Source organism: Stakelama sediminis (assembly GCF_014199335.1).
GTDB classification, from domain to species: Bacteria; Pseudomonadota; Alphaproteobacteria; order Sphingomonadales; family Sphingomonadaceae; genus Sphingomonas; species Sphingomonas sediminis.
Window position 1 is genome coordinate 36,959 of record NZ_JACIJI010000004.1, and the last position, 23,808, is coordinate 60,766.

Genomic DNA, 23,808 nt, shown 5'->3' on the forward strand with positions numbered 1-23,808 from the left:
TAGTCGATTTGTAGGGCTGCGGCCGTGCAGCGCGCGGGCTTTGACGATTTTCGAACATCGTCGGCCACGCCGGTATCGCGTGCGCGCTTTTGTATTTTAATTGACGCATAAGTGACACGAACGGCAGGTAGGGGGCACGGTCAGTCATCTTCCCCCCACAGGAGACCCCCAGCCATGTTCCGTTCGTCGGCGCGCCTTGCCGCATTTGCGCTTACCAGTCTGGCACTTACCGGCGTCGCTTCGGCCGGACAGCCGCAAAAGCCCCATAAGACCGCAACGCCGATCAAGCATCTGGTGGTCATCTTTCAGGAAAATGCGTCTTTCGACCATTATTTCGGCACCTATCCGGTGGCTGCGAATCCTTCGGGAGAAGTGGCATTCCATGCTCGCCCCGGTACCCCCGGACTCCCCGGTGCGGACGCCGTCAACACGCTGGCCAGTGCGCATCTGCTGCATGACAATCCCAACGCGACCAACCCGGAAAACGGGGATAATGCCAGCGGGCCGTTTCGGCTCGACGTGACGCAGGCGGCCACTCAGTCGCAGAATCACGGCTATACCGCCGAACAGGCTGCGTTTGACGGTTTCAAGATGGACCTGTTTCCCAAATATACCGGACGGGCCAGCCCCGGCGGGGTCGGTGCGTTCGGCACCAAGGGGCAGGTGATGGGCTATTTCGACGGCAATACAGTCACCGCGCTGTGGAACTATGCGCAGCACTACGCGATGAGCGACAACAGCTTCGGCACCACCTTCGGCCCCTCGACAATCGGCGCGATCAATCTGGTTTCGGGTCAGACCAACGGTGCGGTGGTGAAACCGGGCACCGACCCGCAGGCGGCAAAGCATTTCGTGGCCCCCGACGGCAATGGCGGGCTGACGCTGATTTCCGATGCCGATCCGGCGGGCGATGTGTGTTCGACCAGTCCGGTGCAGGTGACGATGACCGGCCCCAATATCGGAGATATGATGAACGCGCATCATCTGAGCTGGGGCTGGTTCGAGGGCGGTTTCGACCGCACTTATGTCGCCGCCAACGGCTCGAAGGGCTGTAAGCGCTTTACCAGGTCCGCCGTCACCGGCGTACCGAGCGCCGACTACATCCCGCATCATGAGCCGTTCCAATATTACGCCTCGACCGCCAATCCGCAGCATGTCCGCCCGAGTTCGGTGGCGGCGATCGGCACCGCGCATGACGGCGGCGCCAACCACCAATATGACATCCGCGATTTCTTTGCGGTGCTGAAGACCGGGCGGCTGCCCGCCGTCAGCTTCCTGAAGGCGCGCGCGTTCGAGGACGGACATCCGGGCTATTCCGACCCGGTCGATGAGCAGCATTTCCTGACCCGCACGATCAACGCGATCCAGCAGTCGCCCCTGTGGAAAGACACGGCGATCATCGTGCTGTGGGACGATTCGGACGGCTGGTACGATCATGCCCATGCGGTGATGAATGCATCGCATGTGCCCGGCTATGACGTGCTGGAAGGCGATCATTGCGGCACCGGCACGCCGCTGCCCGGTGTCGACGGCAAGCCCGCGGGCGGCCGGTGCGGCCATGGCGCACGCCAGCCGTTCCTGCTGATTTCGCCCTATGCGAAGCAGAATTATGTCGATCACACGCTGACCGACCAGACCTCCGTCCTGCGCTTTATTGAGGATAACTGGATGGGCGGCGCGCGGCTGGGCAAGGGTTCGTATGACGCCCATTCGGGATCGATCGACGGTCTGTTTGCCTGGCACGGCGCGAAGGCACCGAAACTGCTGCTCGATCCGAAGACGGGCACGCCGCGATAAGCCATGATACGCGCCGGTTCCGTGCTGCTGGCGCTCGCGGCGCTGCTGTTCACGGTGGCGGTTGCCAGCCGGGAGCGGATGGCGGCGGGGCAGGTTCCCGCCGGTCCCCGCCTGAGCGCGATGGCGCAGCTTGGCGCAAAGATGTTCTTCGACCCCGCACTGTCGGCGTCGGGACAGAAAAGCTGCGCAAGCTGTCATGACCCCGCGCATCATTTCGGTCCGCCCGATGGCCGGTCGGTACAGTCCGGCGGCCCGCACGGGGAACTGTCGGGTATTCGCGCGGTGCCCTCGCTGGCTTATCTCGACCGCACGCCGCCTTTCACCGTCGGCCCGGAAAGCCTGTACGATCAGGATGCGATCGTCGCCGTGCCGGGAACCGTCAATGCCGGAGCGAAAAACCCTCTCGGCCCGTTGAAAGGGCAGGCGGCACGCAAACATGCAGGCCAGCCCAACGACGTGCCGCAGGGCGGATTGTTCTGGGACGGTCGCGCCGACACCTTTCAGCAACAGGCGTTAGGGCCGCTGATGTCGCCATTCGAGATGGCGAACAAGGATACGGCATCGCTGGTCGCGAAACTGCGCAAGGCGACCTATGCAGAGGATTTCCGGCGGTTGTTCGGCGCGGACATCTTCGACCACCCGACCCGCGCGCTGGATGAGGCGGGCTTTGCGCTGTCTCGCTTTCAGATCGAGGATCCGCGATTTCATCCCTATAGCAGCAAATATGACGCCTATCTGCACGGTCATGCGACGCTGACGCCCGCCGAACGGCGCGGGCTGGCGCTGTTCAACGATCCGGACAAGGGCAATTGCGCGGCCTGCCACCTCGACAAGCCGACGCCCGACGGGCAGCCGCCGGTCTTTACCGATCATGAATATGAGGCGCTGGCAGTGCCGCGCAATCCGGCGATCCCGGCGAACCACGATCCCGATTATTACGATCTGGGCATTTGCGGCCCTTTGCGCCACGACGCCTATGCGCATCAGAACGCCAATTGCGGGCTGTTCAAGACGCCGACCCTGCGCAACGTCGCGACACGCCGCGTCTTCTTTCACAACGGCGTCTATCACAGCCTGAAACAGGTGCTGCGCTTCTATGCCGACCGCGACACCAGACCGGGAGAAATCTATCCCCGGCGGGCGGACGGCAGCATTGCGTACTACAACGACCTGCCACCGCGCTATCGCCGCAATATCGACCGGATCGACGCTCCGCTGAACCGTAAAAAGGGCGATAAGCCCGCGCTGACCGACGCGGAGATGGACGATATCATCGCGTTTCTGAAAACGCTGACGGATCGATAGAAACGCGCGGTCGCGACGGTGCGACATGGTGTCATACCCGTTTGTCGCGTCCGATTCTTTATATTGCCGAGCCGTTAACTTTTGGGAAAGCGGCGGACGATAGCGCTGCCCGTTATGCAGCATCAAAACCTATTCCCGGACCCCAGCCAATCCGGAACAAAAATGGCGTTTTACCGGGCTACACAGTTTCTATTTCCCCGTCATTACGAGTGGCGAATCCTCGCCATCTGTTTCGGTGCGGTGCATGTGCCGCTGATCGCCTTTGCCGGGTTGGAAGCAGTGCGCGGGCACTGGGACTGGATCTCGGTGACCGTGCTGCTGATCGCGACGCTGGCCGGAACGGCGGCGGGGCTATGGGCCCTGTCGGCGCTGTTGGCGCCGATCGACGGGGCGACGAAAATGCTGCGCTGTATCCAGCGGGGGCAGCCTGTCGCCACCGTGCCCGCAGGTGGCGATGACGTGATCGGCCGGTTGCTGAGTGGGGTTGCGGTTGCCGCCGATGAAAATGCCGGTCGGATCGACCAGTTGATCGAGGCCGCAGGGCGCGACATGCTGACCGGCCTGCATAACCGGCGCGGATTCATGGATCAGGTTGCGGGGTTGTTGTCGGACGATGGTGACGCCGTGCTGGCGATGATTGATCTGGATCGTTTCAAGCAGGTCAACGACCGGTTCGGGCATGATCGCGGTGATAAGTTGCTGCTCGATTTTTCCCGGCACCTGAGCGGTTCGGTACGGCGTTCGGATGTCGTGGCGCGCTGGGGCGGGGAAGAATTCGTGGTACTGTTCCCCGATACCGCGCTGGAAACGGCGCGCGATATCATGGACCGCATCCGTGTCGCGATGGCCGCGCGGCAAGAGGCAGCGATCGACGGCCATGTGGTGACCTTTTCATCGGGGCTGGCCCCGGTGCGCGGCTATGCGCGCCTTGCCGAGGCCCGACATCGGGCCGACGAAGCGCTGTACCGCGCCAAAAAACAGGGGCGCAACCGGATCAGCGTTGCAGCAGCCTGAACCGGCGCGTGGGGGCGTTACGTCCGTTCGATGCGTGCGAACATTGCGATGCCGCCATCTTTCGCGGAAGGGCGGGGTTCGCTTTTCCTCCCCGTCTCGTTCGTTGCCGTATCGGCAAGCGCCACGATGAGGTCGTTGATTTCGGCAAGTTGCCGGCGATTGATCCGATAGAATATCTGCTTCGCCTCCCGACGGGTCTGAACCAGGTCCGCCTTGCGCAATATCGCAAGTTGTTGCGACAAGCCCGGCTGACCGATGCCGGTCGCGCTCTCGATCTCGCCGACCGAACGTTCCCGCAAGGCGATCGTGCGCATCAGTTCCAGCCGGACACCATGGGCGAGCGCGCGTAGGATTTCGGCATCTGCTTCCAGATCGCGATCTTTCAGAACCTGTTTCATTTGCGGTTCCTGTCCGGGGTTTCGGAATAGAACCAGTCGCTGGCGCCCTTCGCGTTCAGGGCAGCGTCGGCGGTATTGCCCGGCGTGGTCAGCAGGGCGCTGCCCGGTGACCAGTTGGCGGGGGCAAGACATTTGCCGCTTTCAACGCGTTGCAGCGCCTCCACTACGCGCAGCATCTCTTCCACGGAACGGCCGATGGTCGCCGGATAATCGGTACAGGCGCGCAGAATGCCGTTAGGATCGATGAAATAGGTTGTGCGCGCCGTGCCCGCATCGGCTGCGTCGGGAGCGATCATGCCATAGGCGCGCGCGATTTCGAGCGAAGGGTCTTCGACGACCGGAAAGTCGACGCGGACGCCGAACCGGTCATGGATCAGCCGCAGCCATGCGAGGTGGGAATAGAGGCTGTCCACCGACATTGCCACCAGCGCGCAATCAAGTGCTGCAAACCGGTCGGCTGCTTGCGCCAGCGCGACAAACTCGCTGGTGCATACCGGTGTGAAATCTGCCGGATGTGCAAACAGGACCAGCCAGCGCCCGCGATAGTCGCTGAGCGATATCGTGCCCTGCGTACTGCGGGCGGTGAAGCTGGGAACTTCGTCACCGAGGCGAAGCGGGGCTGGGGACGCAGACGGAATATTCACGGCAACTCCATTCGACGGGGCGGCCTTGCGGCCGTCATCGTATCGATAGTAAAGATTCCACATTATATTTAATTGATGAGATATGGTTGGCAATGCCAAAGCGCAATTGTCGGTTCGGGCGCTTCGGCGGATGCCCGAATTGTTGTATGTTTCTCTCCGCGTCCAGCGAACAGCAGTGGAATCAGGCATGACCGAACGAACCGAACTGCGTAGCGTAACCACCAGCGGTGGCGTGCATCTGAGCGTCCGTGCGGTTCGCGATGAGGACCGGGCCTTGCTGGAGGAGTTTTTCCGGCATGTTTCTCGCGAAGATTTGCGATTTCGCTTCCTTTCCGCGGTTCAGCATGTGGATGCCGAACAGATCGCCGCGATGGTGGAGGTGGATCACCGCACAAGCGAAACCCTGCTGGGGTTCGACAGCGAGAAGGGGCGGCTGGTTTCGACCGCGATGCTGGCCTGTGACGACGCACTGGAACGCGGTGAGATCGCGATTGTGGTCGATCGCGATTACAAGACGCGCGGTGTCGGCTGGGAGATGCTGCGGCTGATTACGGAAGTCGCACTGGTTCGCGGTGTACAGATGGTCGAGTCGATCGAAGACAGCGGCAACCATGCGGCGATTGCGATGGAACATGAAATGGGTTTCAAAAGCGAACCTTGTCCGGACGATCCAGGCTTAGTAGTCGTGCGCCGGACCTTTCGGTCTGCATAGGTCGAACGACTTTAGGGGATAGCGGTGAACGGAATTTCGCGGATCGCATGCGCGCGCCTGCGCCACAAGCTGATGTCGGCTCAGGATGCCGCCGGTTTGATCCCGTCCGGTGTGACGGTGGGAATGAGCGGCTTTACCGGCTCCGGCTATCCCAAGGCGGTGCCGATGGCGCTTGCATCCCGGATCGAGGAGGCGCACGCGGCGGGAACGCCCTTCAACGTCCGCGTCTGGACCGGGGCGTCGACCGGTCCCGAACTCGACGGTGCACTGGCGAAAGCCGACGGTATCGAATTGCGGCTTCCCTATAATTCGGACCCGATTGCGCGGGAGAAGATCAACCGCGGCGAGATGGAATATCTCGACATGCATCTCAGCCAGGTCGCGCCGATGGCGTGGGAGGGTTTTCTCGGCAAGCTCGACATGGCGGTGATCGAAGTGAGCGGCATCCGTGCGGATGGTACGCTGATCCCCTCCTCCTCGGTCGGCAACAACAAGACGTGGCTCGATTGCGCCGACAAGGTGATTCTGGAGGTCAACCGATGGCAGAACGCCGCGCTGGAGGGGATGCACGACATCTATTACGGCACCGCGCTGCCGCCGCATCGCGTGCCGATTCCGCTGGTACGTCCCGATGATCGTATCGGTGAGCCGGTGCTGCGTTGCGATCCCGAAAAGATCGTCGCGATCGTCGAAACGGACTCGCCCGACCGCAACCTGCCGTTCGCACCGCCCGATGCGAACGCGCAGGCGATTGCGGGTCATCTGCTCGAATTCTTCCGGCATGAGGTGGCGAAGGGGCGGCTGCCGCAGTCGCTGCTGCCCATTCAGTCGGGGGTGGGTAATATCGCCAATGCCGTGCTGTCCGGCCTGATCGACAGCCCCTTCGACGACATGACCGCCTATACCGAGGTCGTTCAGGACGGCATGATCGACCTGCTGGAAGCAGGCAAGCTGCGCATGGCGTCGGCAACCGCCTTTTCACTCAGCCCGGACAAGGCGGCACATATCAACGAGAATATGGCATTCTTCCGCGACCGCCTGATTCTGCGGCCGCAGGAGATCAGCAACCATCCCGAACTGGTGCGGCGGCTGGGCTGCATCGCAATGAACGGGCTGATCGAGGCGGATATATACGGCAATGTCAATTCGACGCACATCATGGGATCGCGCATTCAGAACGGCATCGGCGGCTCCGGCGATTTTGCACGCAACGGCTATATTTCGATCTTCATGACGCCGTCGACCGCGAAGCAGGGGAAGATTTCCGCGATCGTGCCGCAGGTCAGCCATGTCGATCACATCACGCAGGATGTGCAGGTGATCGTCACCGAACAGGGGCTTGCCGACCTGCGCGGGCTGAGTCCCAAAAAGCGGGCGGACGTGATCATCGCCAATTGCGCGCATCCCGACTATCGCGACGCGCTGGAGGATTATTACAACCGGGCGAAGATACATTCCTATGGCCAGCAGTCGCCGTCGCTGCTCGGCGAGGCGCTGTCCTGGCACCAGCGGTTCGTGGAAACCGGGACCATGCGGACATGATGTTCCGATACTCCTGAAGAGGGTTTTGCCTGTGGAGCAGAGCCTGCCTATATTTAGCGGGTGTCGTCAGTTGCCGGTACACTGGTGAAGCGTTGAGGCGTAGATTCGGGAGGACGCGATGAAATCGATTATGCTGCATGTTCACAAGGATGACGGACAGGAATCGCGACTTCAGGTTGCGCTGGACATTGCCCGGGCAATGGATGGCCATGTAACCTGTATGCAGGCCGCTCCCTATGACTACATGGTCCTGGGCGATCCGTATTTCGGGGTTCTGCCGCCCGAGTTCCGGCGCGAGGCGGAAGAGGCGCTGGCGGCTTTTCGCAAGACCATCGAAACGCGCATGAACGCCGAAGATGTTCCCTGGGACTGGCAAACGGTTTCGGGCATGGATCTGGACGTCCTCGTCCAGCGCTCCGGCCTTGCGGATCTGGTCGTCATCAGCCGGCGGGTGCGGCAGGAAGAGGGGGTCGAACCCATATCGGAGGCTGCCGACATAGCGGTCAATGCGCGTGCGCCGGTCCTCGTCGTGCCGCCAAAGGTCCGCAGTTTCGACTGCACCGGTACGATGGTCGTGGCGTGGAACGGATCGCCCGAAGCGGCGGCCGCGTTACGCAGCGCCATGCCGTTGCTTGCACGAGCGTCGGACGTGAAAATCCTGACGGTCGGCGAAATCGATATGTTCTTCACGCCCGAAGAGGCGGCCCGCTATATCGGCGGATATGGGATCGAGCCGCAGATCACCCATTTGCCGCATGGCGACGATATGGTTTCGGATATTCTGATGGGTGCCGCGCAGGACATGGACGCGAAGCTGATGGTGATGGGTGCGTTCAGCCACTCGCGCGTGCGTGAGCGCCTGTTCGGCGGGGTCACGCAACGCATGCTGGACCGGACGGAGGTGCCGCTGCTGATGGCGCGGTAGGCGCAGGGTTGCCGGTTACAATTCTCCGCGCGCCGCCATGGCCTTGATCCGGTCGGCGGTGCGGCACGCCAGCGCCTGAATGGTCAGCGACGGATTGACGCCGCCCACGGTTGGGAACACCGATCCGTCGCACACCCACAGATTGGGAATGTCCCAGCTTCGGCAGTCGGCATTGACGACGCTGGTGGCGGGATCGTCACCCATCCGTGCGGTGCCGTTCAGGTGGCAGGTATCGTCCATCTCTTCCCAGCATTCGGTCGCGCCGGTTGCTTGCAGACTGTCGCGCATGAAGCGCACGGCATGGTCGCGCATCCGCTTGTCATTGTCGGTCAGCGCATAGGTGATGCGGGTGATGGGCAGGCCGTACTGATCCTTTTCATCGGCCAGCGTCACGCGGTTGTTTTCGTCAGGCATGCATTCGCCGACCATTTTCAGCCCGACCGAATGGTTATTGCGCGCCATTTCGTCGATCAGCGCCTGTCCCCACAAGCCGCGCCCGCCCGCAAGGCTTTTGGCCCAGGTGATGGGGAGCGGTCCCTGACTCATATAGGACCAGCCGCCGTCATAGTCCTTGCCGGTGTCGGTATAGTTCCAGTGTTCGGAAACGGCGAGGCTGGGCGGCCCCTTATAGGAGCGCACATCGTCCTTCACCTGTCCCCATGCCGCCTGATTGAGCTGTACCATCAGGTTCTTGCCGACCAGTCCGGAGCTGTTGGCAAGGCCGTCGGGAAACCGGTCGCAGGCGGAGTTGAGCAGCAGGCGCGGGGTTTCGATCGCATAGCCCGCGACGATGACGTTTTTCGCCTTTTGAAACCGCCACTGGCCGTTGCGGATATAGTGCAGTCCGGTGACGCGTCCGTCCTTGCCGGTTTCGATCCGCCCGACCATCGCCAGATCGCGGATTTCCGCGCCCGCCTTCAGCGCGCGGGGAAGCCATGCCGTCAGCACCGATTGTTTGGCGTTGGTGGTGCAGCCGGTGACGCAAAAGCCGCGATAGACGCACGGATGAGACTTGCCGATCGGTGCCGAAACGGTGGCGAGCGGGGTTTCCGTCCATTTCGTGCCGAGTGCCTCCGCCCCGCGGGCGAGATATTCGGCCGCCGCGTTCAGCGGATGCGGGCGCAGCGGATAGCGCGGGCGATGCGGCCCCCAAGGATAGTTGACGGGGCCGGCAATATGCAGCGCCTGTTCGACTTGCGCATAATATTTCCACATTTCCTGCCAGTCGATCGGCCAGTCGACGGCATAGCCGAGCTTCGACCGGGTGGCGAAATGTTCGGGACGCATCCGCAGCGACACCATGGCGAAGTGAACGGTGGAGCCGCCGACCGCTTTGCCCGAATTGTTGGAGCCCATCTTGATCGGGTTGTTACCGTCGACGATCCGCTGATCGGTCCAGAACAGCTTTTCCTGATGCGTTTCGTCGGAGGCGAATTCTTCCAGCGGGCGCCAATAGGGACCGGCATCGAACGCGACGACGGAAAAGCCCGCTTCGGCCAGTTTGCAGGCGAGCGTGCCGCCGCCCGCACCGGTGCCGACAATGGCGAAATCAACCTCGTCCGCGTCGTCATGTTCGCGCATCGGCACCCAGCCGCCGGGGGTGAAAACGTCCGGCGCGCGACCGTCCCTTGCGCGCGGATTTTCCTGCGGATCAGACGACATGCCGGTTCTTCCTTTTCGCCGAAATCAGGATGCCGCTATCGGCCTCCGCAGCCTCCCACGGATCGCGCCGGTTCTTTTGCAGGCGGACATAGCCGCGCGGCGAGGCGGGGCCGCCGAACCCCATCGCACTCCACGCGGAAGGATGGGCGTAATAGGCCGAAACAATGTCGGGGATCAGCCGCCACGACCAGAACAGTTCGGCCGGAATGTCTGCCCATTGGGCAAGCGTGACCTTCTCCTGCTGGACCATCGACAGAATGGCGTCGGCCTGCGCAGCGTCGAGTTGCGCGAAGGGCGTATCGAAATGCGCTTTCGCTTCGGCATCGATGGCGTCCAGCCCACGTTGCCATGCCTCGCGCACCGGGGGCAGGCGGTGATGGCGGAACCCGTCGCTCTTGTTCGCGGCGATCTTTGCGGCAAGCAGCGCGAAGGCGTTGACGCTTGCCCGGTCCTCCGGCTGCGGCACCACCCGGTCGATCACCAGCCGCAGCGTCGCCTGTTGCTGTTCGGTCAGCGCGTCGCAGCTTTCGGGCATCGACAGGCGTTGGTCGATCACTTCGCGCGTCTTGTCATTCCAGCTTGGGCTAGTGCGTTTGGCGAGGACGTCATAATCGGGAAATCGGTCAGGCATGGGAGCGTTTCTTCTTCGCGGTTCGCATGAGCAGCAGGGCGCCCAGCCCGGCAATGGCCAGGCCGGTAAAGGCGGGCGGGGTCGGGACGGGCGGACCGGCCAGCAGATTCTGTCGCCAGTTCTTCCAGCCACCCATGTTGCGCGCGACGCCGTAGGCGTGGAAGCCGACGCCGATCAGACCCAGTGCGGCGGTGGTGCCGAGCAAGGCGGTGGTCACGGGGCGTGGCACATTGTCGATGGCATCGCGGGCCAGAGAAACGGCGGCGATCGGCGGCACGATGATCGGCAGCCACATGAACGGATCGTGATAGGCACCGCGAAAATGCAGCAGAGCCGCCTCCGCCACCGTGCCGACCAGACCGATGCTGGTGACGCCGGCGATAACGCGGCCGTCCTTCAGGTCGATGGGGCCGATCATGCCGTTGTTGCGCGACAGGGCATCGGCCGTCTTGCCGAGCGCCCCCGCCAGCGTCAGCGCGACGGGCGCGCCCACCGGTGCGCCGTAAAACAGGTTGACCAGCCGCATTCCACCGGGGCGTTTCAACACATTATAGGCATGGAAACCGAAGCCGATGATCCCGATCGAGGTCGAGATGAGATGGCTGATTTCGGTGCCTTCACTGTCCGGCGCGCGTTCGGGATGGGCGCCGGCGCGCCGAGCGTTGAAGCCGATCGAGGCAGCGGAAGAGAGCAGCGGCAGGACCATTGCCGGGTCGCGAAACGATCCGCGATAATGTTCCATGCCGCTGTCGCTCAGCACCGAGACGGCAAGCACGGTGGCCCCGCCTGCGACCAGCCGGACGGCCAGTGCCTCCTCCTTATTCTTCTGAGCCATAATCTCAATCGTGGCTGAAGACGCTGGAAAGCACCTGTTTGGCGCTGCCCTTGATCACGCCGGTTTCGTCCGGATCGCCCTTCGCAAGCATGAAGGTGAATTTGCGCGCCTGTTCGAGCGAGATATGGGGCGGCAGGGGCGGTACTTCCGGATCGGTCTTGACCTCGATCACCACCGGGCGGCTGGCCGACAATGCGCGATCCCAGGCGGTGCCCAGATTGTCGGGATTGTCGACATAGATGCCGTCCAGCCCGATCATCTCCGCAAAGCGATGATAGGGGACGTTGGGCAGTTCCTGCGACGCTTCATAGCGTGGATTGCCCTCCATCACCCGTTGCTCCCAGGTGACCTGATTGAGATCCTCATTGTTGAGAACCAGCACGATGAAGCGCGGATCGGACCAGCGTTCCCAATATTTGGCGACCGTGATCAGCTCCGCCATATTGTTCATCTGCATCGCGCCATCGCCCACCGTGGCGATGACCGGACGGTCGGGATGGGTGAACTTCGCGGCGATAGCATAGGGCACGCCTGCGCCCATCGAGGCCAGCCCGCCCGACAGCGAGCACATCATGTCGCGCCGGATTTTCAGGTCGCGCGCGTACCAGTTGGCGCAACTACCCGAATCGCTGGTGATGATCGCGCGATCGGGAAGGCGCGGGGAAAGCTCGGTAAAGACGCGCTGCGGATTGACCGGATTGGCCTCTACCATGGCGCGTTCTTCCATGGTTTTTTCCCATTCCTCTTTCCATCCGGCGATTTTCTTGCGCCATGCACCGTCCTTTTGATCGAGCAGCGGCAACAGCGCCTCGATGGTCGGTTTGACGTCGCCGGTGAGCGGCACTTCCATCGGATAGCGGATCGACAGCATGCCGGGGTCGATATCGACCTGCACGCCGCGCGCCTGTCCTTCCTTCGGCAGGAATTCGGCATAGGGGAAGCCCGAACCGAGCATCACCAGCGTGTCGCATTCCAGCATCATGTCATAGCTGGGCTTGGTACCCAGCATCCCGATCGATCCCGTCACCCAGGGCAGATCGTCGGGCAGCACTTGCTTGCCGAGCAGCGCCTTGGCAGCGCCTGCGCCAAGGCGGTCGGCGAGCGCAATCACCTCGTCGGTTGCATATTTGGCGCCTGCACCGACGAGCAGGGCGACCTTTTTACCGGCGTTGATGACATCGGCGGCGCGTTGCAGATCCTTGCCGGTAGGAACGATGTTCGGCGCGCTCCAGCCGACACCGGAAAAGACCGCACCATGTTTGCGCGGCGGGTCTTCCATCGGCAGATCCTGCAAGTCGTTAGGCAGCACCAGTGCCGTCACCCGGCGGTTGCCGATGGCGATGCGGATCGCCCGGTCGACCAGGTGGCGGACCTGCGCCGGGGCACTGGCGATGCCGGTGAACGCGCCAGCGACATCCTTGAACATCGACGCAAGGTCGAGTTCCTGCTGATAATGCGCGCCGATGGCGGTGCGTGCCTGTTGCCCGACAATGGCGAGCACCGGCATGTGATCCATGCGCGCGTCATACAGGCCGGTCAGCAGGTGCGATGCGCCGGGGCCGGAAGTCGCCATGCAGACGCCCAGCTCACCGGTGAATTTGGCATGGGCGGAGGCCATGAAGGCGGCCATTTCCTCATGCCGGACCTGAATGAGTTCGAATTCGTCATCCGCGCGGTCCAGCGCGCCCAGCAGACCGTTAATGCCATCGCCGGGATAGCCGTAAATCCGCTTTACTCCCCATTGATGCAGTCGTTTCCATACGAAATCGCCTACGGTCTGCGCCATGATGCGCCTCCTGTCCAAATAGTTCCAAAAATATCGGTGCGTTCGGGTAACCAACGGATCGACCGGGAGGTCGTTCCGTGATGGAAAGCGCTAATTTCAGGGCGCTTCGGGCATGGCGTCGCGGCGGATCAATATGTCGGGCGACAGCGCGTCGAGCGAAGGAACGCCCGCCTGCGCCATTTCATTCATCATCTCGTTTTGGAGAATGGTCAGCGCCTTGTGCACGCCGCCGCTGCCGTTCGCGCACAGGCCGTACAGCGTTGCGCGTCCGGTGAGCACCGCGTCCGCGCCCAGCGCCAGCGCCTTCATGATATCGGTGCCGTGGCGGATGCCGCCCGACATGTAGAGCGGGAAGTCGTCGCCGACGATTTCCCGCGCCTGCGGCAGGACGTCGAGTGCGGAGGCCGACCAGTCCATCTGCCGTCCGCCATGGGTGCCGAGGATCACGCCGTCTACGCCGCTGTCGCGTGCCTTGCGGATATCTTCCGGGTTCATCAGCCCTTTCAGGAAGAAGGGCTTTTTCCAGCGGTCGCGGATCTTTGCGACATTGTCCCAGCTCAGCGATTTGGGCATCTGTTCGCGAATCCAGAAGGAGGCGTCGAAAAAGCCGCGCTTATCCTTGGGAATGAAGTCGATAACGTTGGGAAAGTCGGGCATGCCGTGGTTCAGCGTGGTCGCGAACCAGCGCGGATAGCGCGCGGCGTCGAGCGTGGTGGCCAGCGTCGGTCGCGACCCGGCGGTGCGAGTGCGATTGTCCCATTCGCGGTCGCCGAACACCTGCGTATTGGTGGTCAGCACCAGCGCCTCGCAACCGCAGGCGTCGGCGCGGCGCAACAGTTCCTGCCAGATTTCGTCGCCGCCAAAGACGTATAGCTGCCACCAGTGACGCAGGTCCGGCACCTCCGCCACGCGCTCCATCGCATCGTTGGACATGGTGCTTTGAATGAAGGGGACGCCGAAGCGTGCGGCCCCGCGGGCAATCGCGGTATCGGCGTGGCGCATGAACAGGCCGTTGAGGCCGGTGGGTGCGATGGCGAGCGGTAGCTGCGCATCCCTGCCCAGCAGCGCGCGGCGGGTATGACGGTCGGAGACATCGATCAGTGTGCGCGGTACGAAACGCCATTCGGAAAAGGCGGTGCGTTCGCGTTGCAGCGTCGCTTCCTCGCCCGACCCGCCTTCGAGATATTCCAGTACGAAACGCGGCATCAGCCTGTGCGTGCGGGCGCGCAGATCGTCGATGGATTCAACCCGGCTCAGCCTGCGACCGGTATAGTAGCGCCGCTTCGGAGAGCGGTTCATCTGCGCTACGGATCCGGTTTCGACAAAGGCCATGCGGCTTACTCCCAATGCATCCCGCCCCGTCACAGGCAGGACGAGCGGCATCGGGAATTGGTTCCATCGGCTGGTTTATTCGCCGGTCAGCAGCCGTTGTTCGCGCCGGGTGAGGGTAATCAGCCAGTCGGCAAAGGCACGCACGGCAGCGAATTCGCGCGTCTCGCGATGCGTCACCAGCCAGAAGCTGCGGCGGATGGCGATGTCGGGCAGGACAGGGCGCAGGCCCGGATCGGCGTCGCCGATGAAGCGCGGCAGGATGCCGACGCCGGCACCGCTGGCGATCATGCGATGCTGCGCATTGATGCTGGACGACAGAAGCTGCGGTTCGACGGGCACCGGCAGCTCGTCGAGATAGTTGAGTTCCGGCGCGTAGAGAATGTCGGGAATATAGCCGATCAGCCGATGACCGGGCAGCGCGTCGGCATCGGGCAGGGGGTGCTGCGCCAGATACGCCTCCGACGCATAGAGCGTCAGCGCATAGTCGGTCAGCCTGCGCGTCACCAGCGGTCCGCGCCGGGGGCGTGCCAGCAGCACCGCCAGATCGGTTTCCCGGCGGGAGGGGTTCAGGAAGCCGCTGGTCGCCACTAGTTCGACCTGCACCTGTGGGTGGCGTTCGGCGAACTGCCCCAGATGGCGGCTGATGAACCAGGTACCGAATCCTTCCGACACGCTGACGCGGAGCGAACCGTGCACTGGTTCGTTGGGGCTGGGACGGTGGCCGATGCCGGTCGCGATGCGTGCCATGGCCTCGGCCTGATCGCGCAGGCGCAGACCCGCGGCGGTCAGGTGCTGGCCATCGGGCGTCTGTTCGAACAACCGTTCGCCCAGCGCCTGTTCCAACCGGCGGATGCGGCGACCGGCGGTGGTGGGGTCGGTCCCCAGCGCACGCGCCGCGCGGGCAATCTGCCCGGTGCGGGCGACGGCAAGGAAAAAAGGCAGGTCGCTCCAGTCCATGACTGCATATATGCAGGTACAACCTGCATGCGCGTCAATTGTCTTTTTGACCCCGATCGCCGAAAAGCACGCCAAACACCAATTTCAGGAGAGTCGTATGCGCACTATCGACCATGTCATCGCGGGCCATTCGGGCGGCGGATCGGCGCGGGAACACGAAGTCTTCGACCCCAATAGCGGCGAGGTGCAGGCGAAGGTCGGTCTTGGCGGCCAGGCCGAACTCGACGCCGCGGTGAAGGCCGCGCTGGCGGTGCAGCCCGAATGGGCGGCAACCAATCCGCAGCGCCGCGCGCGGGTGATGTTCAAATTCAAGGAACTGGTCGAGGCGAACAAGGACGATCTCGCCCGCCTGCTGTCGTCCGAACATGGCAAGGTCGTCGACGACGCGCATGGCGATGTGCAGCGCGGCCTTGAGGTCATCGAATATGCCTGCGGCATTCCGCAGGTGCTGAAGGGCGAATATACGCAAGGGGCCGGGCCGGGCATCGACGTTTATTCGATGCGTCAGCCGCTGGGCATCGGTGCGGGCATCACGCCGTTCAACTTCCCGGCGATGATCCCGATGTGGATGTTCGGCATGGCGATTGCGTGCGGCAACGCCTTCATCCTGAAACCGTCGGAACGCGACCCCAGCGTGCCGGTGCGGCTGGCCGAACTGTTTATCGAGGCAGGCGCACCCGAAGGCTTGTTGCAGGTCGTTCACGGCGACAAGGAAATGGTCGATGCGATCCTCGACCATGAAGCGATCAGCGCGGTCAGCTTCGTCGGATCGTCGGACATTGCGCACTATGTCTATAAGCGCGGCGTCGCGGCGGGCAAGCGCGTGCAGGCGATGGGCGGTGCGAAGAACCACGGCATCATCATGCCCGACGCCGATCTCGACAGCGCGGTCAACGACCTGATCGGTGCGGCCTATGGCTCGGCGGGCGAACGCTGCATGGCGCTGCCGGTGGTGGTGCCGGTGGGTGAGGAGACGGCTGAACGGCTGCGTGAGAAACTGATCCCCGCAATCGACAGCCTGCGCGTCGGCGTGTCGACCGACAAGGATGCGCAATATGGCCCGGTGGTCACCGCCGAGCATAAGCAGCGCATCGAAAACTGGATACAGAAGGGCGTGGATGAAGGCGCCGAACTGGTCGTTGACGGGCGCGGTTTTTCGTTGCAGGGGCATGAAAAGGGCTTCTTCATGGGGCCGAGCCTGTTCGATCGCGTGACGACCGACATGGAGTCGTACAAGGAAGAGATTTTCGGTCCCGTGCTGCAAATCGTGCGCGCGAAGAATTTCGAGGAAGCGGTGCGTCTGCCCAGTCAGCATCAGTACGGCAACGGCGTCGCGATTTTCACGCGCAACGGCCATGCCGCGCGGGAGTTCGCTGCCCAAGTTAATGTCGGCATGGTCGGCATCAACGTGCCGATCCCGGTGCCGGTCAGCTATCACAGTTTCGGCGGGTGGAAGCGTTCGGCGTTCGGCGACACCAACCAGTACGGCACCGAAGGCGTGAAGTTCTGGACCAAGGTAAAGACGGTGACGCAACGCTGGCCCGACGGCAGTGCAACCGGCGAAAACGCCTTCGTCATCCCGACGATGGGGTGATGGGCGCCTTCGACGTCAGCTATGATGCCGGACGCCGTCGTGTTCGGATTGTCGTGAAGGGATATTTGTCCCCCAGCGAGGTGTCCGCTTTCGCGGCAACGCTGAACGCGGCGGTGCGTAATGCAGGCAGCGACTTCGACGGTATCGTCGAGTCGCTGGACTTCCCGGTTCAGACCAACGAGGTGGCGGATATGCTGGGCATGCTGGGGCAGGGCATCATGTCGCGCATGACCGGCCGTGTGGCCGTGGTGGTTGCCAGCGTGCTCAACAAGATGCAGGTCGACCGCACCCTCGCCAATCCCCGGCTGCGCGTTTTCAGGACGCTGGCCGAAGCCGAGCACTGGCTCGACACGCCAACAACGGAAGCAACATGACCGATCAATTCGACCTTACCGACGACCAGCGCGCGATTCAGGAGATGGCGCAGCGGTTCACCGCCGACCGGATTACGCCCAATGCGGGCGAGTGGGATGAAAAGCACATCTTCCCGCGCGACGTGATCAAGGAAGCGGCCGAACTCGGCTTTGCCTCCATCTATGTCAGTGAGGCATCGGGCGGCATCAATCTTGGGCGGCTGGAGGCGGCGCTGATCATGGAGGCGATGGCCTATGGCTGTCCGTCGACCAGTGCCTTCATCTCGATCCACAATATGGCGTCGTGGATGATCGACCGGTTCGGTGCCGATGCGGTGAAGCAGAAATATCTGCCGAGCCTCGTCACCATGGACCGCATGGCGAGCTATTGCCTGACCGAACCTTCATCCGGTTCGGATGCGGCGGCGCTGAAGACCAGGGCGGTGAAGGACGGCGACCATTATGTCGTCACCGGCACCAAGCAGTTCATTTCCGGCGGCGGCGAGAACGAAGTCTATGTCGTCATGGTCCGTACCGGTGAGGACGGGCCGAAGGGCATCACCTGCATGGTCATCGAAAAGGACATGGCGGGCGTCAGTTTCGGTGCGCAGGAAAAGAAGCTGGGCTGGCATTCGCAGCCGACGGCGCAACTGATCCTCGAAGAAGTGCGCGTGCCAATTGAAAATGTCGTCGGCGGTGAGGGCGAAGGCTTTCGCATCGCAATGATGGGCCTTGACGGCGGGCGGCTGAATATCGGCGCCTGTTCGCTGGGGGGTGCGCAACGCTGCCTCGACGAAGCGATTGCGTATACGAAGGATCGCCAGCAGTTCGGCAAGCGGATCGCGGATTTCCAGAACACGCAGTTCATGCTTGCCGATATGGATACCGAGCTGCAGGCGGCACGCTGTCTGCTCTACACGGCGGCGGCGAAGGTCACGGCGAATGCGCCCGACAAGACGCGCTTTGCCGCGATGGCCAAGCGGTTTGCCACCGATACGGGGTCGAAGGTCGTCAACGACGCGCTGCAACTGCATGGCGGATACGGCTATTTGCAGGATTATCCGATCGAACGCTTCTGGCGCGACCTGCGCGTGCATTCGATTCTGGAAGGCACCAATCAGGTGATGCGCATGATCGTCGGCCGGGAACTGACCCGGCAGTGATGCCGTTGCCCTTTCCCCGGTCGGGGACAAGGATGGGAGATTGAATGACCGACGATGTTCTGATTGCGACCGACGGCAAGGTGGGGCGCATCCGCCTGAACCGGCCCAGGGCGATCCATGCGCTCAATACCGATATGTGCATTGCGATGGCGCAGGCGCTGGACGGCTGGCACGGCGATACCGGCGTCGAGGCGGTGCTGATCGACCATGCTGAGGGCAGAGGCTTTTGTGCGGGCGGCGATATCCGCATGGTGCAGGAATCGGGCAAGGGCGACGGTGCCGAGGCACGGCGGTTCTTCTTTGAGGAATATCGCATGAACCACCGCCTGTTCACCTATGTGAAGCCGGTGGTCGCGTTCATGGACGGGATTACCATGGGCGGCGGCGTCGGCATTTCGCTGCCTGCGAAATATCGCGTCGCCACCGAGAATACGAAGTTCGCCATGCCCGAAACCGGGATCGGCCTGTTCCCCGATGTCGGCGGCGGCTGGTATCTGTCGCGTCTGTCGGGGCGGATGGGGCAGTATCTGGCGCTGACCGGCGCGCGGATCGACGGGGCGGACTGCTGCGCGCTGGGGCTGGCCACCCATTATCTGCCGGGTGAGGCGCTGGACGAGGCGAAGCGGCGCATCGCCGCCGACCCGCAGGCGATCGAGACGATCCTGAGCGAACTGGCGGTCGAGGTGCCGGAATCGAAGCTCATGGATCATGCGCAGGAGATCGAACGGCTGTTCGCGTCGGACCGGCTGGAGGATATCTTCATGGCGCTGGAGGAAGAGGGCAGCGACTGGGGCAATCAGCAGCTTGAGACGATGCGCACCAAATCGCCGCAGACCATGAAGGTCAGCCTGAAGCTGTTGCTCGACGGCGCGACGATGCCCACTTTCGAAGATGAGATGCGGCAGGAATATGCGGTCGCCAGCCATGTCTGTCAGCGGCACGACTTTATCGAAGGCGTGCGCGCGGTGCTGATCGACAAGGACAATAAGCCGCAATGGAATCCGGCGACGCCCGAAGGGGTTTCGGCGCATCTGATCGACCAGATTTTCGCGCCGTTGCCCGACGATGCGGCGTGGACGCCGAACTGATTTTTTGCGTCACCCCAGCGAAAGCTGGGGTCGCAGGCGGCAAGCGAGCCGCTTAACGAAAACGATCCCGGATCAAGTCCGGGATGACGATTTGGAGAAACCTATGGCAGACTATGAAACCATTCTCGTTGAACAGCGCGGGGCGGTTACGCTGGTCACGCTGAACCGGCCCAAGGCGCTGAACGCGCTTAACAGTCAGGTCCTTTCCGACCTGCTTGCCGCGATGGCGGCGTTCGATGCCGATGACAGCCAGCGTTGCGCGGTCCTGACCGGCAGTGAAAAGGCGTTTGCCGCCGGTGCCGACATCAAGGAGATGCAGCATCAGGGTTTTGCCGACATGTACGGGCATGACTTTTTCGCCGGATGGGATCGCTTCACCCGCACGCGCAAGCCGATCATCGCGGCGGTTGCGGGTTATGCGCTGGGCGGCGGCTGCGAAGTGGCGATGATGTGCGACTTCATTCTGGCCGCCGATACCGCGAAATTCGGGCAGCCGGAGGTCAAGCTGGCGGTGACGCCGGGCATGGGCGGTTCGCAGCGGCTGACGCGCGCGGTCGGCAAGGCGAAGGCGATGGAAATGTGCCTGACCGGCCGGATGATGGATGCCGAAGAGGCCGAGCGCGCAGGACTGGTCAGCCGGATCGTGCCCGCCGCCGATCTGGTCGAAGAGGCGATGAAGACCGCGACGACGATTGCGGAGATGGCGCCGCTGGCAGCGATCGCCAACAAGGAAATGGTCAACGCCGCCTATGAAACGACGCTGAGCGCGGGCGTGCAGTTCGAACGCCGCCTGTTTCACGGCCTGTTCGGCAGCGCCGATCAGAAGGAAGGCATGGCGGCGTTCGTGGAGAAACGTCCCGGCAAGTGGACGGGGAAATAACAGGGCGTGACCCTGGCGAATGCCAGGATGCTCGCGACTGAACATGCCGGTTTTGCTGGCATGACGATATCATGAGAGGATAGAAGAATGGCGCGCGTAGGGTTTATCGGACTGGGCAATATGGGCGGCGGGATGGCCGCCAATCTGGCGAAGGCGGGCCATGACGTGCGCGCTTTCGACCTGTCGGAAGAAGCGCTGGCCAAAGCGAAAGAGGCCGGATGCCTGCCCGTCGACAGCGCCGCCGAGGCTGCCGAGGGGGCCGAAGCCGTCATCACCATGCTGCCCGCGGGCAAGCATGTCGAGCAGGTCTATACCGAAAGCGTGTTCGGGGTTGCAGATACCGCTGCCGTGCTGATCGACTGTTCGACCATCGATGTGGAGACCGCACGCCGGGTGGCGGATGCCGCGTCGGCCAAGGGGCTGACGGCGGTGGATGCGCCGGTGTCGGGCGGGATCGCCGCGGCGCAGGCGGGCACGCTGACCTTCATGGTCGGCGGCACGCGGGAAGGATTCGAGCGCGCGCAACCGTTTCTGGAGGAAATGGGCAAGGCGGTGATCCATGCCGGGGGCAACGGCACCGGCCAGACCGCGAAAATCTGCAACAACATGCTGCTCGGCGCGACGATGATCGCGACCTGCGAGGCGTTCATGCTGGCGAAGAAGCTGGGTCTCGATCCGCAGACTTTTTACGACATTTCCAGCGTGTCGTCGGGCCAGAGCTGGTCGATGACAAGCTATGCCCCGCTGCCCGGCGTCGGCCCGCAAAGCCCGGCGGACAAGGAGTACCAAGGCGGGTTCGCCACGGGCCTGATGCTGAAGGATCTGCGGCTGGCGATGGAGGCGGCGGCGGGTGCCCATGCCGACACCCCGATGGGCGAGCGCGCACGCGAACTGTATGAGAAATTCGCGGAAGCCGGGAATGCCGGTCTCGATTTCTCGGCGATCATCCGCACGCTGGGCGAGGACGCGTAACGGCGATTTCGGGGCGGCTGGCGCAAGCGGGGAAGCCGGTGTATGCCCGCGGGGCATCAACTGGTTTCAGGAGATACTTCTTGCGTACATCCGCCCTTTTCCTCGCCTCTGCCGCGCTGCTCGCGGTCGCCGGCTGTTCCCAGCAATCCTCGAACGGCAATGCCACCACCGCCACCGCAGCGAGCAAGCCGACGCTGGGCATCGATCTTGCGGGCATGGACAAGGCGGTGCCGCCGGGCAAGGATTTCTATGACTATGCCAACGGCACCTGGAACAAGAATGCGGTCATCCCCGCCGACCGTTCCTCGACCGGCATCTTCCTGAAGGTTTTCCAGAAGACCGAGGCGCAGAACCGCAAGATCGTCGAGGATGCGATCAAGGCGAATGCGGCCGCCGATACCGATACGGGCCGGATCGCCAATTACTATAAGGCGTTCATGGATACCAAGGGTATCGATCAGCGCGGTATCCAGCCGCTGAAGCCCGAACTCGACGCCATTGCGGCACTGTCGGACAAGGCGGCGCTGTCGAAGATGCTGGGTGCGAATGTCCGTGCCGATGTCGATCCGATCAACGCCACCAATTTCGACACGACCAACCTGTTCGGCATTTTCGTGACGAAGGCGTTCGACCATCCCGACCAGAACTGGCCCTATCTGTTGCAGGGCGGGCTGGGGCTGCCGGCCAAGAGCTATTACATCTCTTCCGACGCGGACAATGTTCAGATCCGCAACGAATATAAGGCCTATATCGCCAAGGTCTTCACGCTGGCGGGGATGAGCGATCCGCAGGCGCGTGCGCAACATGTGCTCGACCTCGAAACCAAGATCGCCCAGACGCATGAAAGCATCGTCGAGAGCCAGGACGCGCATAAGGCGAACAATCCCTGGACGCGCGCCGATTTTGCGAAAAAGGCGCCGGGGATCGACTGGGACGCCTTCTGGCAGGCGGCGGGGCTTGGCAATCGTCAGGATTTCATTGTCTGGCAGCCGCAGGCGGTGATCGGATCGGCCAAACTGGTCGCCAGTGAGCCGTTGCAGGACTGGCAGGACTGGCTTGCCTTCCATCAGATCGACGATGTCGCGCAGGTGCTGCCCAAGGCATTCGATCAGGCGCATTTCGAATTTTTCAGCCACACGCTGAGCGGGACGCCTGAACAGCAGGCGCGGGAGAAGCGCGCAATCGCCAGCCTGAACAGCAATATGCCCGATGCGGTGGGCAAGATTTACGCGCGCGATTTCTTCCCGGCTTCGTCCAAGGCGGACATTCAGCACATGGTGAAGGGCATTCTCGCCGCGTTCCACAAGCGCGTCGAAAACCTGACCTGGATGGCGCCTGCGACCAAGAAAGAAGCGCTGAAAAAGATCGATACCATGCATGTCGGCATCGGCTATCCCGAAAGCTGGCGCGATTATTCCTCGCTGGTGATCCGTGCCGACGACCCGGTCGGCAATCTGCACCGCGCCGAATTGTATGAATATCACCATCAGCTCGCCAAGCTGAACCAGACGCCGCAGCAGAATGAATGGTGGATGGCGCCGCAGACGGTGAACGCGCTCAACCTGCCGATGCAGAATGCGCTCAACTTCCCGGCTGCGATCCTGCAACCGCCTTTTTACGATCCCAATCGCGATGCGGCCGCCAATTACGGCGCGATCGGTGCGGTGATCGGGCATGAAATCAGTCACAGTTTCGACAATCTGGGTGCCGATTTCGATTCCGACGGACGGTTGCGCAACTGGTGGACGCCCAGCGACCTGAAGCATTTCGAGGAGCAGGGCGCGGCACTGATCAAGCAATATGACGCGTATGAGCCGCTGCCAGGTGTGCATATCAACGGCAAGCAGACGCTGGGTGAGAATATCGCCGACGTCGCAGGGCTGACCGCGTCGCACCTTGCCTATCTGGCGTCGCTGAACGGCAAGCCTGCACCGGTGATCGACGGGCTGACCGGCGACCAGCGCTTCTTCCTCTCCTTCGCGCAGACCTGGCGGTCGAAAATGCGGCCCAAGGCGTTGCGTCAGCGGATCGCGACCGATGTGCATTCGCCCGCGCATTATCGCGCGGAAACGGTGCGTAACCTCGATGCCTGGTACAAGGCGTTCAATATCCAGCCGGGTGCCGCATTGTATCTGCCGCCCGACAAGCGCGTGCATATCTGGTGAGCGGGCAGGTGCATTTCCCGGCTTGAATGGGCGCATAAGCCTGTTATGAGCCG

General features: G+C 62.7%; 21 protein-coding genes. 13 read left to right on the top strand and 8 right to left on the bottom strand.

The features are described 5' to 3' along the window. The first annotated feature begins 174 nt into the window (after positions 1-174). The 3 genes from FHR23_RS11170 to FHR23_RS11180 all read left to right on the top strand — a co-directional run bounded on the left by FHR23_RS11170 (position 175) and on the right by FHR23_RS11180 (position 4,116). Complete coding sequence (locus FHR23_RS11170) at positions 175-1,797, top strand: phospholipase C (protein WP_184003976.1); 1,623 nt, start codon at positions 175-177, stop codon at positions 1,795-1,797. A gap of 3 nt (positions 1,798-1,800) precedes the next feature. Beyond that, a complete protein-coding gene (locus FHR23_RS11175) occupies positions 1,801-3,102 on the top strand; it encodes a cytochrome-c peroxidase (RefSeq protein WP_184003978.1) in 1,302 nt (433 codons plus the stop codon). Positions 3,103-3,264: 162 nt separating this feature from the next. Then, entirely contained in the window at positions 3,265-4,116 is an 852-nt protein-coding gene (locus FHR23_RS11180; protein ID WP_184003980.1) for a GGDEF domain-containing protein, read from the top strand. Positions 4,117-4,133: 17 nt separating this feature from the next. Here the strand turns inward: FHR23_RS11180 and FHR23_RS11185 are convergent, their stop codons facing one another. After that, positions 4,134-4,514: an ArsR/SmtB family transcription factor gene (locus tag FHR23_RS11185; protein ID WP_184003982.1), complete on the bottom strand. Its 381-nt coding sequence runs from the start codon at positions 4,512-4,514 to the stop codon at positions 4,134-4,136. Continuing rightward, on the bottom strand, positions 4,511-5,152 hold the full coding sequence (locus tag FHR23_RS11190; protein WP_425506365.1) for a peroxiredoxin: 642 nt from the start codon (positions 5,150-5,152) through the stop codon (positions 4,511-4,513). Before FHR23_RS11190 ends, FHR23_RS11185 begins: the two co-directional genes overlap by 4 nt. A gap of 193 nt (positions 5,153-5,345) precedes the next feature. Here FHR23_RS11190 and FHR23_RS11195 point away from each other — a divergent pair, with 193 nt between their 5' ends. The 3 genes from FHR23_RS11195 (at position 5,346) to FHR23_RS11205 (ending at position 8,337) form a co-directional block, all read left to right on the top strand. After that, on the top strand, positions 5,346-5,870 hold the full coding sequence (locus FHR23_RS11195) for a GNAT family N-acetyltransferase (RefSeq protein ID WP_184003986.1): 525 nt from the start codon (positions 5,346-5,348) through the stop codon (positions 5,868-5,870). A gap of 24 nt (positions 5,871-5,894) precedes the next feature. After that, positions 5,895-7,412 (top strand): succinyl-CoA:acetate CoA-transferase ScpC, encoded by a 1,518-nt coding sequence (gene scpC, locus FHR23_RS11200; RefSeq protein ID WP_425506363.1) that lies wholly within the window; start codon positions 5,895-5,897, stop codon positions 7,410-7,412. 118 nt (positions 7,413-7,530) lie between these two features. Further along, positions 7,531-8,337 carry a universal stress protein gene (locus tag FHR23_RS11205; protein WP_184003988.1) on the top strand — a complete coding sequence of 269 codons (807 nt, stop codon included), beginning with the start codon at positions 7,531-7,533 and terminating at the stop codon, positions 8,335-8,337. A gap of 15 nt (positions 8,338-8,352) precedes the next feature. On the opposite strand, the gene FHR23_RS11210 is transcribed toward FHR23_RS11205, so the two are convergent. From FHR23_RS11210 to FHR23_RS11235, 6 genes are all read right to left on the bottom strand, one after another. Continuing rightward, complete coding sequence (locus FHR23_RS11210; protein ID WP_184003990.1) at positions 8,353-9,999, bottom strand: GMC family oxidoreductase; 1,647 nt, start codon at positions 9,997-9,999, stop codon at positions 8,353-8,355. Beyond that, complete coding sequence (locus tag FHR23_RS11215; RefSeq protein WP_184003992.1) at positions 9,989-10,630, bottom strand: gluconate 2-dehydrogenase subunit 3 family protein; 642 nt, start codon at positions 10,628-10,630, stop codon at positions 9,989-9,991. The genes FHR23_RS11210 and FHR23_RS11215 overlap by 11 nt, the downstream gene beginning before the upstream one ends. Further along, positions 10,623-11,465: a hypothetical protein gene (locus FHR23_RS11220; protein ID WP_184003994.1), complete on the bottom strand. Its 843-nt coding sequence runs from the start codon at positions 11,463-11,465 to the stop codon at positions 10,623-10,625. Before FHR23_RS11220 ends, FHR23_RS11215 begins: the two co-directional genes overlap by 8 nt. Positions 11,466-11,469: 4 nt before the next feature. Next, a complete protein-coding gene (locus FHR23_RS11225; protein ID WP_184003996.1) occupies positions 11,470-13,251 on the bottom strand; it encodes a thiamine pyrophosphate-requiring protein in 1,782 nt (593 codons plus the stop codon). A gap of 96 nt (positions 13,252-13,347) precedes the next feature. Beyond that, positions 13,348-14,583 (bottom strand): alpha-hydroxy acid oxidase, encoded by a 1,236-nt coding sequence (locus tag FHR23_RS11230; RefSeq protein ID WP_246359849.1) that lies wholly within the window; start codon positions 14,581-14,583, stop codon positions 13,348-13,350. 75 nt (positions 14,584-14,658) lie between these two features. Then, positions 14,659-15,540 (bottom strand): LysR family transcriptional regulator, encoded by an 882-nt coding sequence (locus FHR23_RS11235; RefSeq protein WP_184004000.1) that lies wholly within the window; start codon positions 15,538-15,540, stop codon positions 14,659-14,661. A gap of 97 nt (positions 15,541-15,637) precedes the next feature. Here FHR23_RS11235 and FHR23_RS11240 point away from each other — a divergent pair, with 97 nt between their 5' ends. The 7 genes from FHR23_RS11240 (at position 15,638) to FHR23_RS11270 (ending at position 23,755) form a co-directional block, all read left to right on the top strand. Next, positions 15,638-17,134, top strand: a complete 1,497-nt coding sequence (locus FHR23_RS11240; protein WP_184004002.1) for a CoA-acylating methylmalonate-semialdehyde dehydrogenase — start codon at positions 15,638-15,640, stop codon at positions 17,132-17,134. Next, the gene (locus tag FHR23_RS11245) at positions 17,134-17,508 is read left to right on the top strand and encodes a hypothetical protein (RefSeq protein ID WP_184004004.1); all 375 of its coding nucleotides are present in this window, start codon (positions 17,134-17,136) and stop codon (positions 17,506-17,508) included. Before FHR23_RS11240 ends, FHR23_RS11245 begins: the two co-directional genes overlap by 1 nt. Continuing rightward, positions 17,505-18,650, top strand: a complete 1,146-nt coding sequence (locus FHR23_RS11250) for an acyl-CoA dehydrogenase family protein (protein ID WP_184004006.1) — start codon at positions 17,505-17,507, stop codon at positions 18,648-18,650. Before FHR23_RS11245 ends, FHR23_RS11250 begins: the two co-directional genes overlap by 4 nt. Positions 18,651-18,694: 44 nt before the next feature. Beyond that, positions 18,695-19,738: an enoyl-CoA hydratase/isomerase family protein gene (locus FHR23_RS11255; RefSeq protein ID WP_184004008.1), complete on the top strand. Its 1,044-nt coding sequence runs from the start codon at positions 18,695-18,697 to the stop codon at positions 19,736-19,738. Positions 19,739-19,841: 103 nt separating this feature from the next. Then, the gene (locus tag FHR23_RS11260; RefSeq protein WP_184004010.1) at positions 19,842-20,618 is read left to right on the top strand and encodes an enoyl-CoA hydratase; all 777 of its coding nucleotides are present in this window, start codon (positions 19,842-19,844) and stop codon (positions 20,616-20,618) included. Between the two features lie 87 nt (positions 20,619-20,705). Then, the gene (gene mmsB, locus FHR23_RS11265) at positions 20,706-21,590 is read left to right on the top strand and encodes a 3-hydroxyisobutyrate dehydrogenase (protein ID WP_184004012.1); all 885 of its coding nucleotides are present in this window, start codon (positions 20,706-20,708) and stop codon (positions 21,588-21,590) included. An 80-nt stretch (positions 21,591-21,670) separates the two neighbouring features. Next, positions 21,671-23,755 carry a M13 family metallopeptidase gene (locus FHR23_RS11270; protein WP_184004014.1) on the top strand — a complete coding sequence of 695 codons (2,085 nt, stop codon included), beginning with the start codon at positions 21,671-21,673 and terminating at the stop codon, positions 23,753-23,755. Positions 23,756-23,808: the final 53 nt, after the last annotated feature.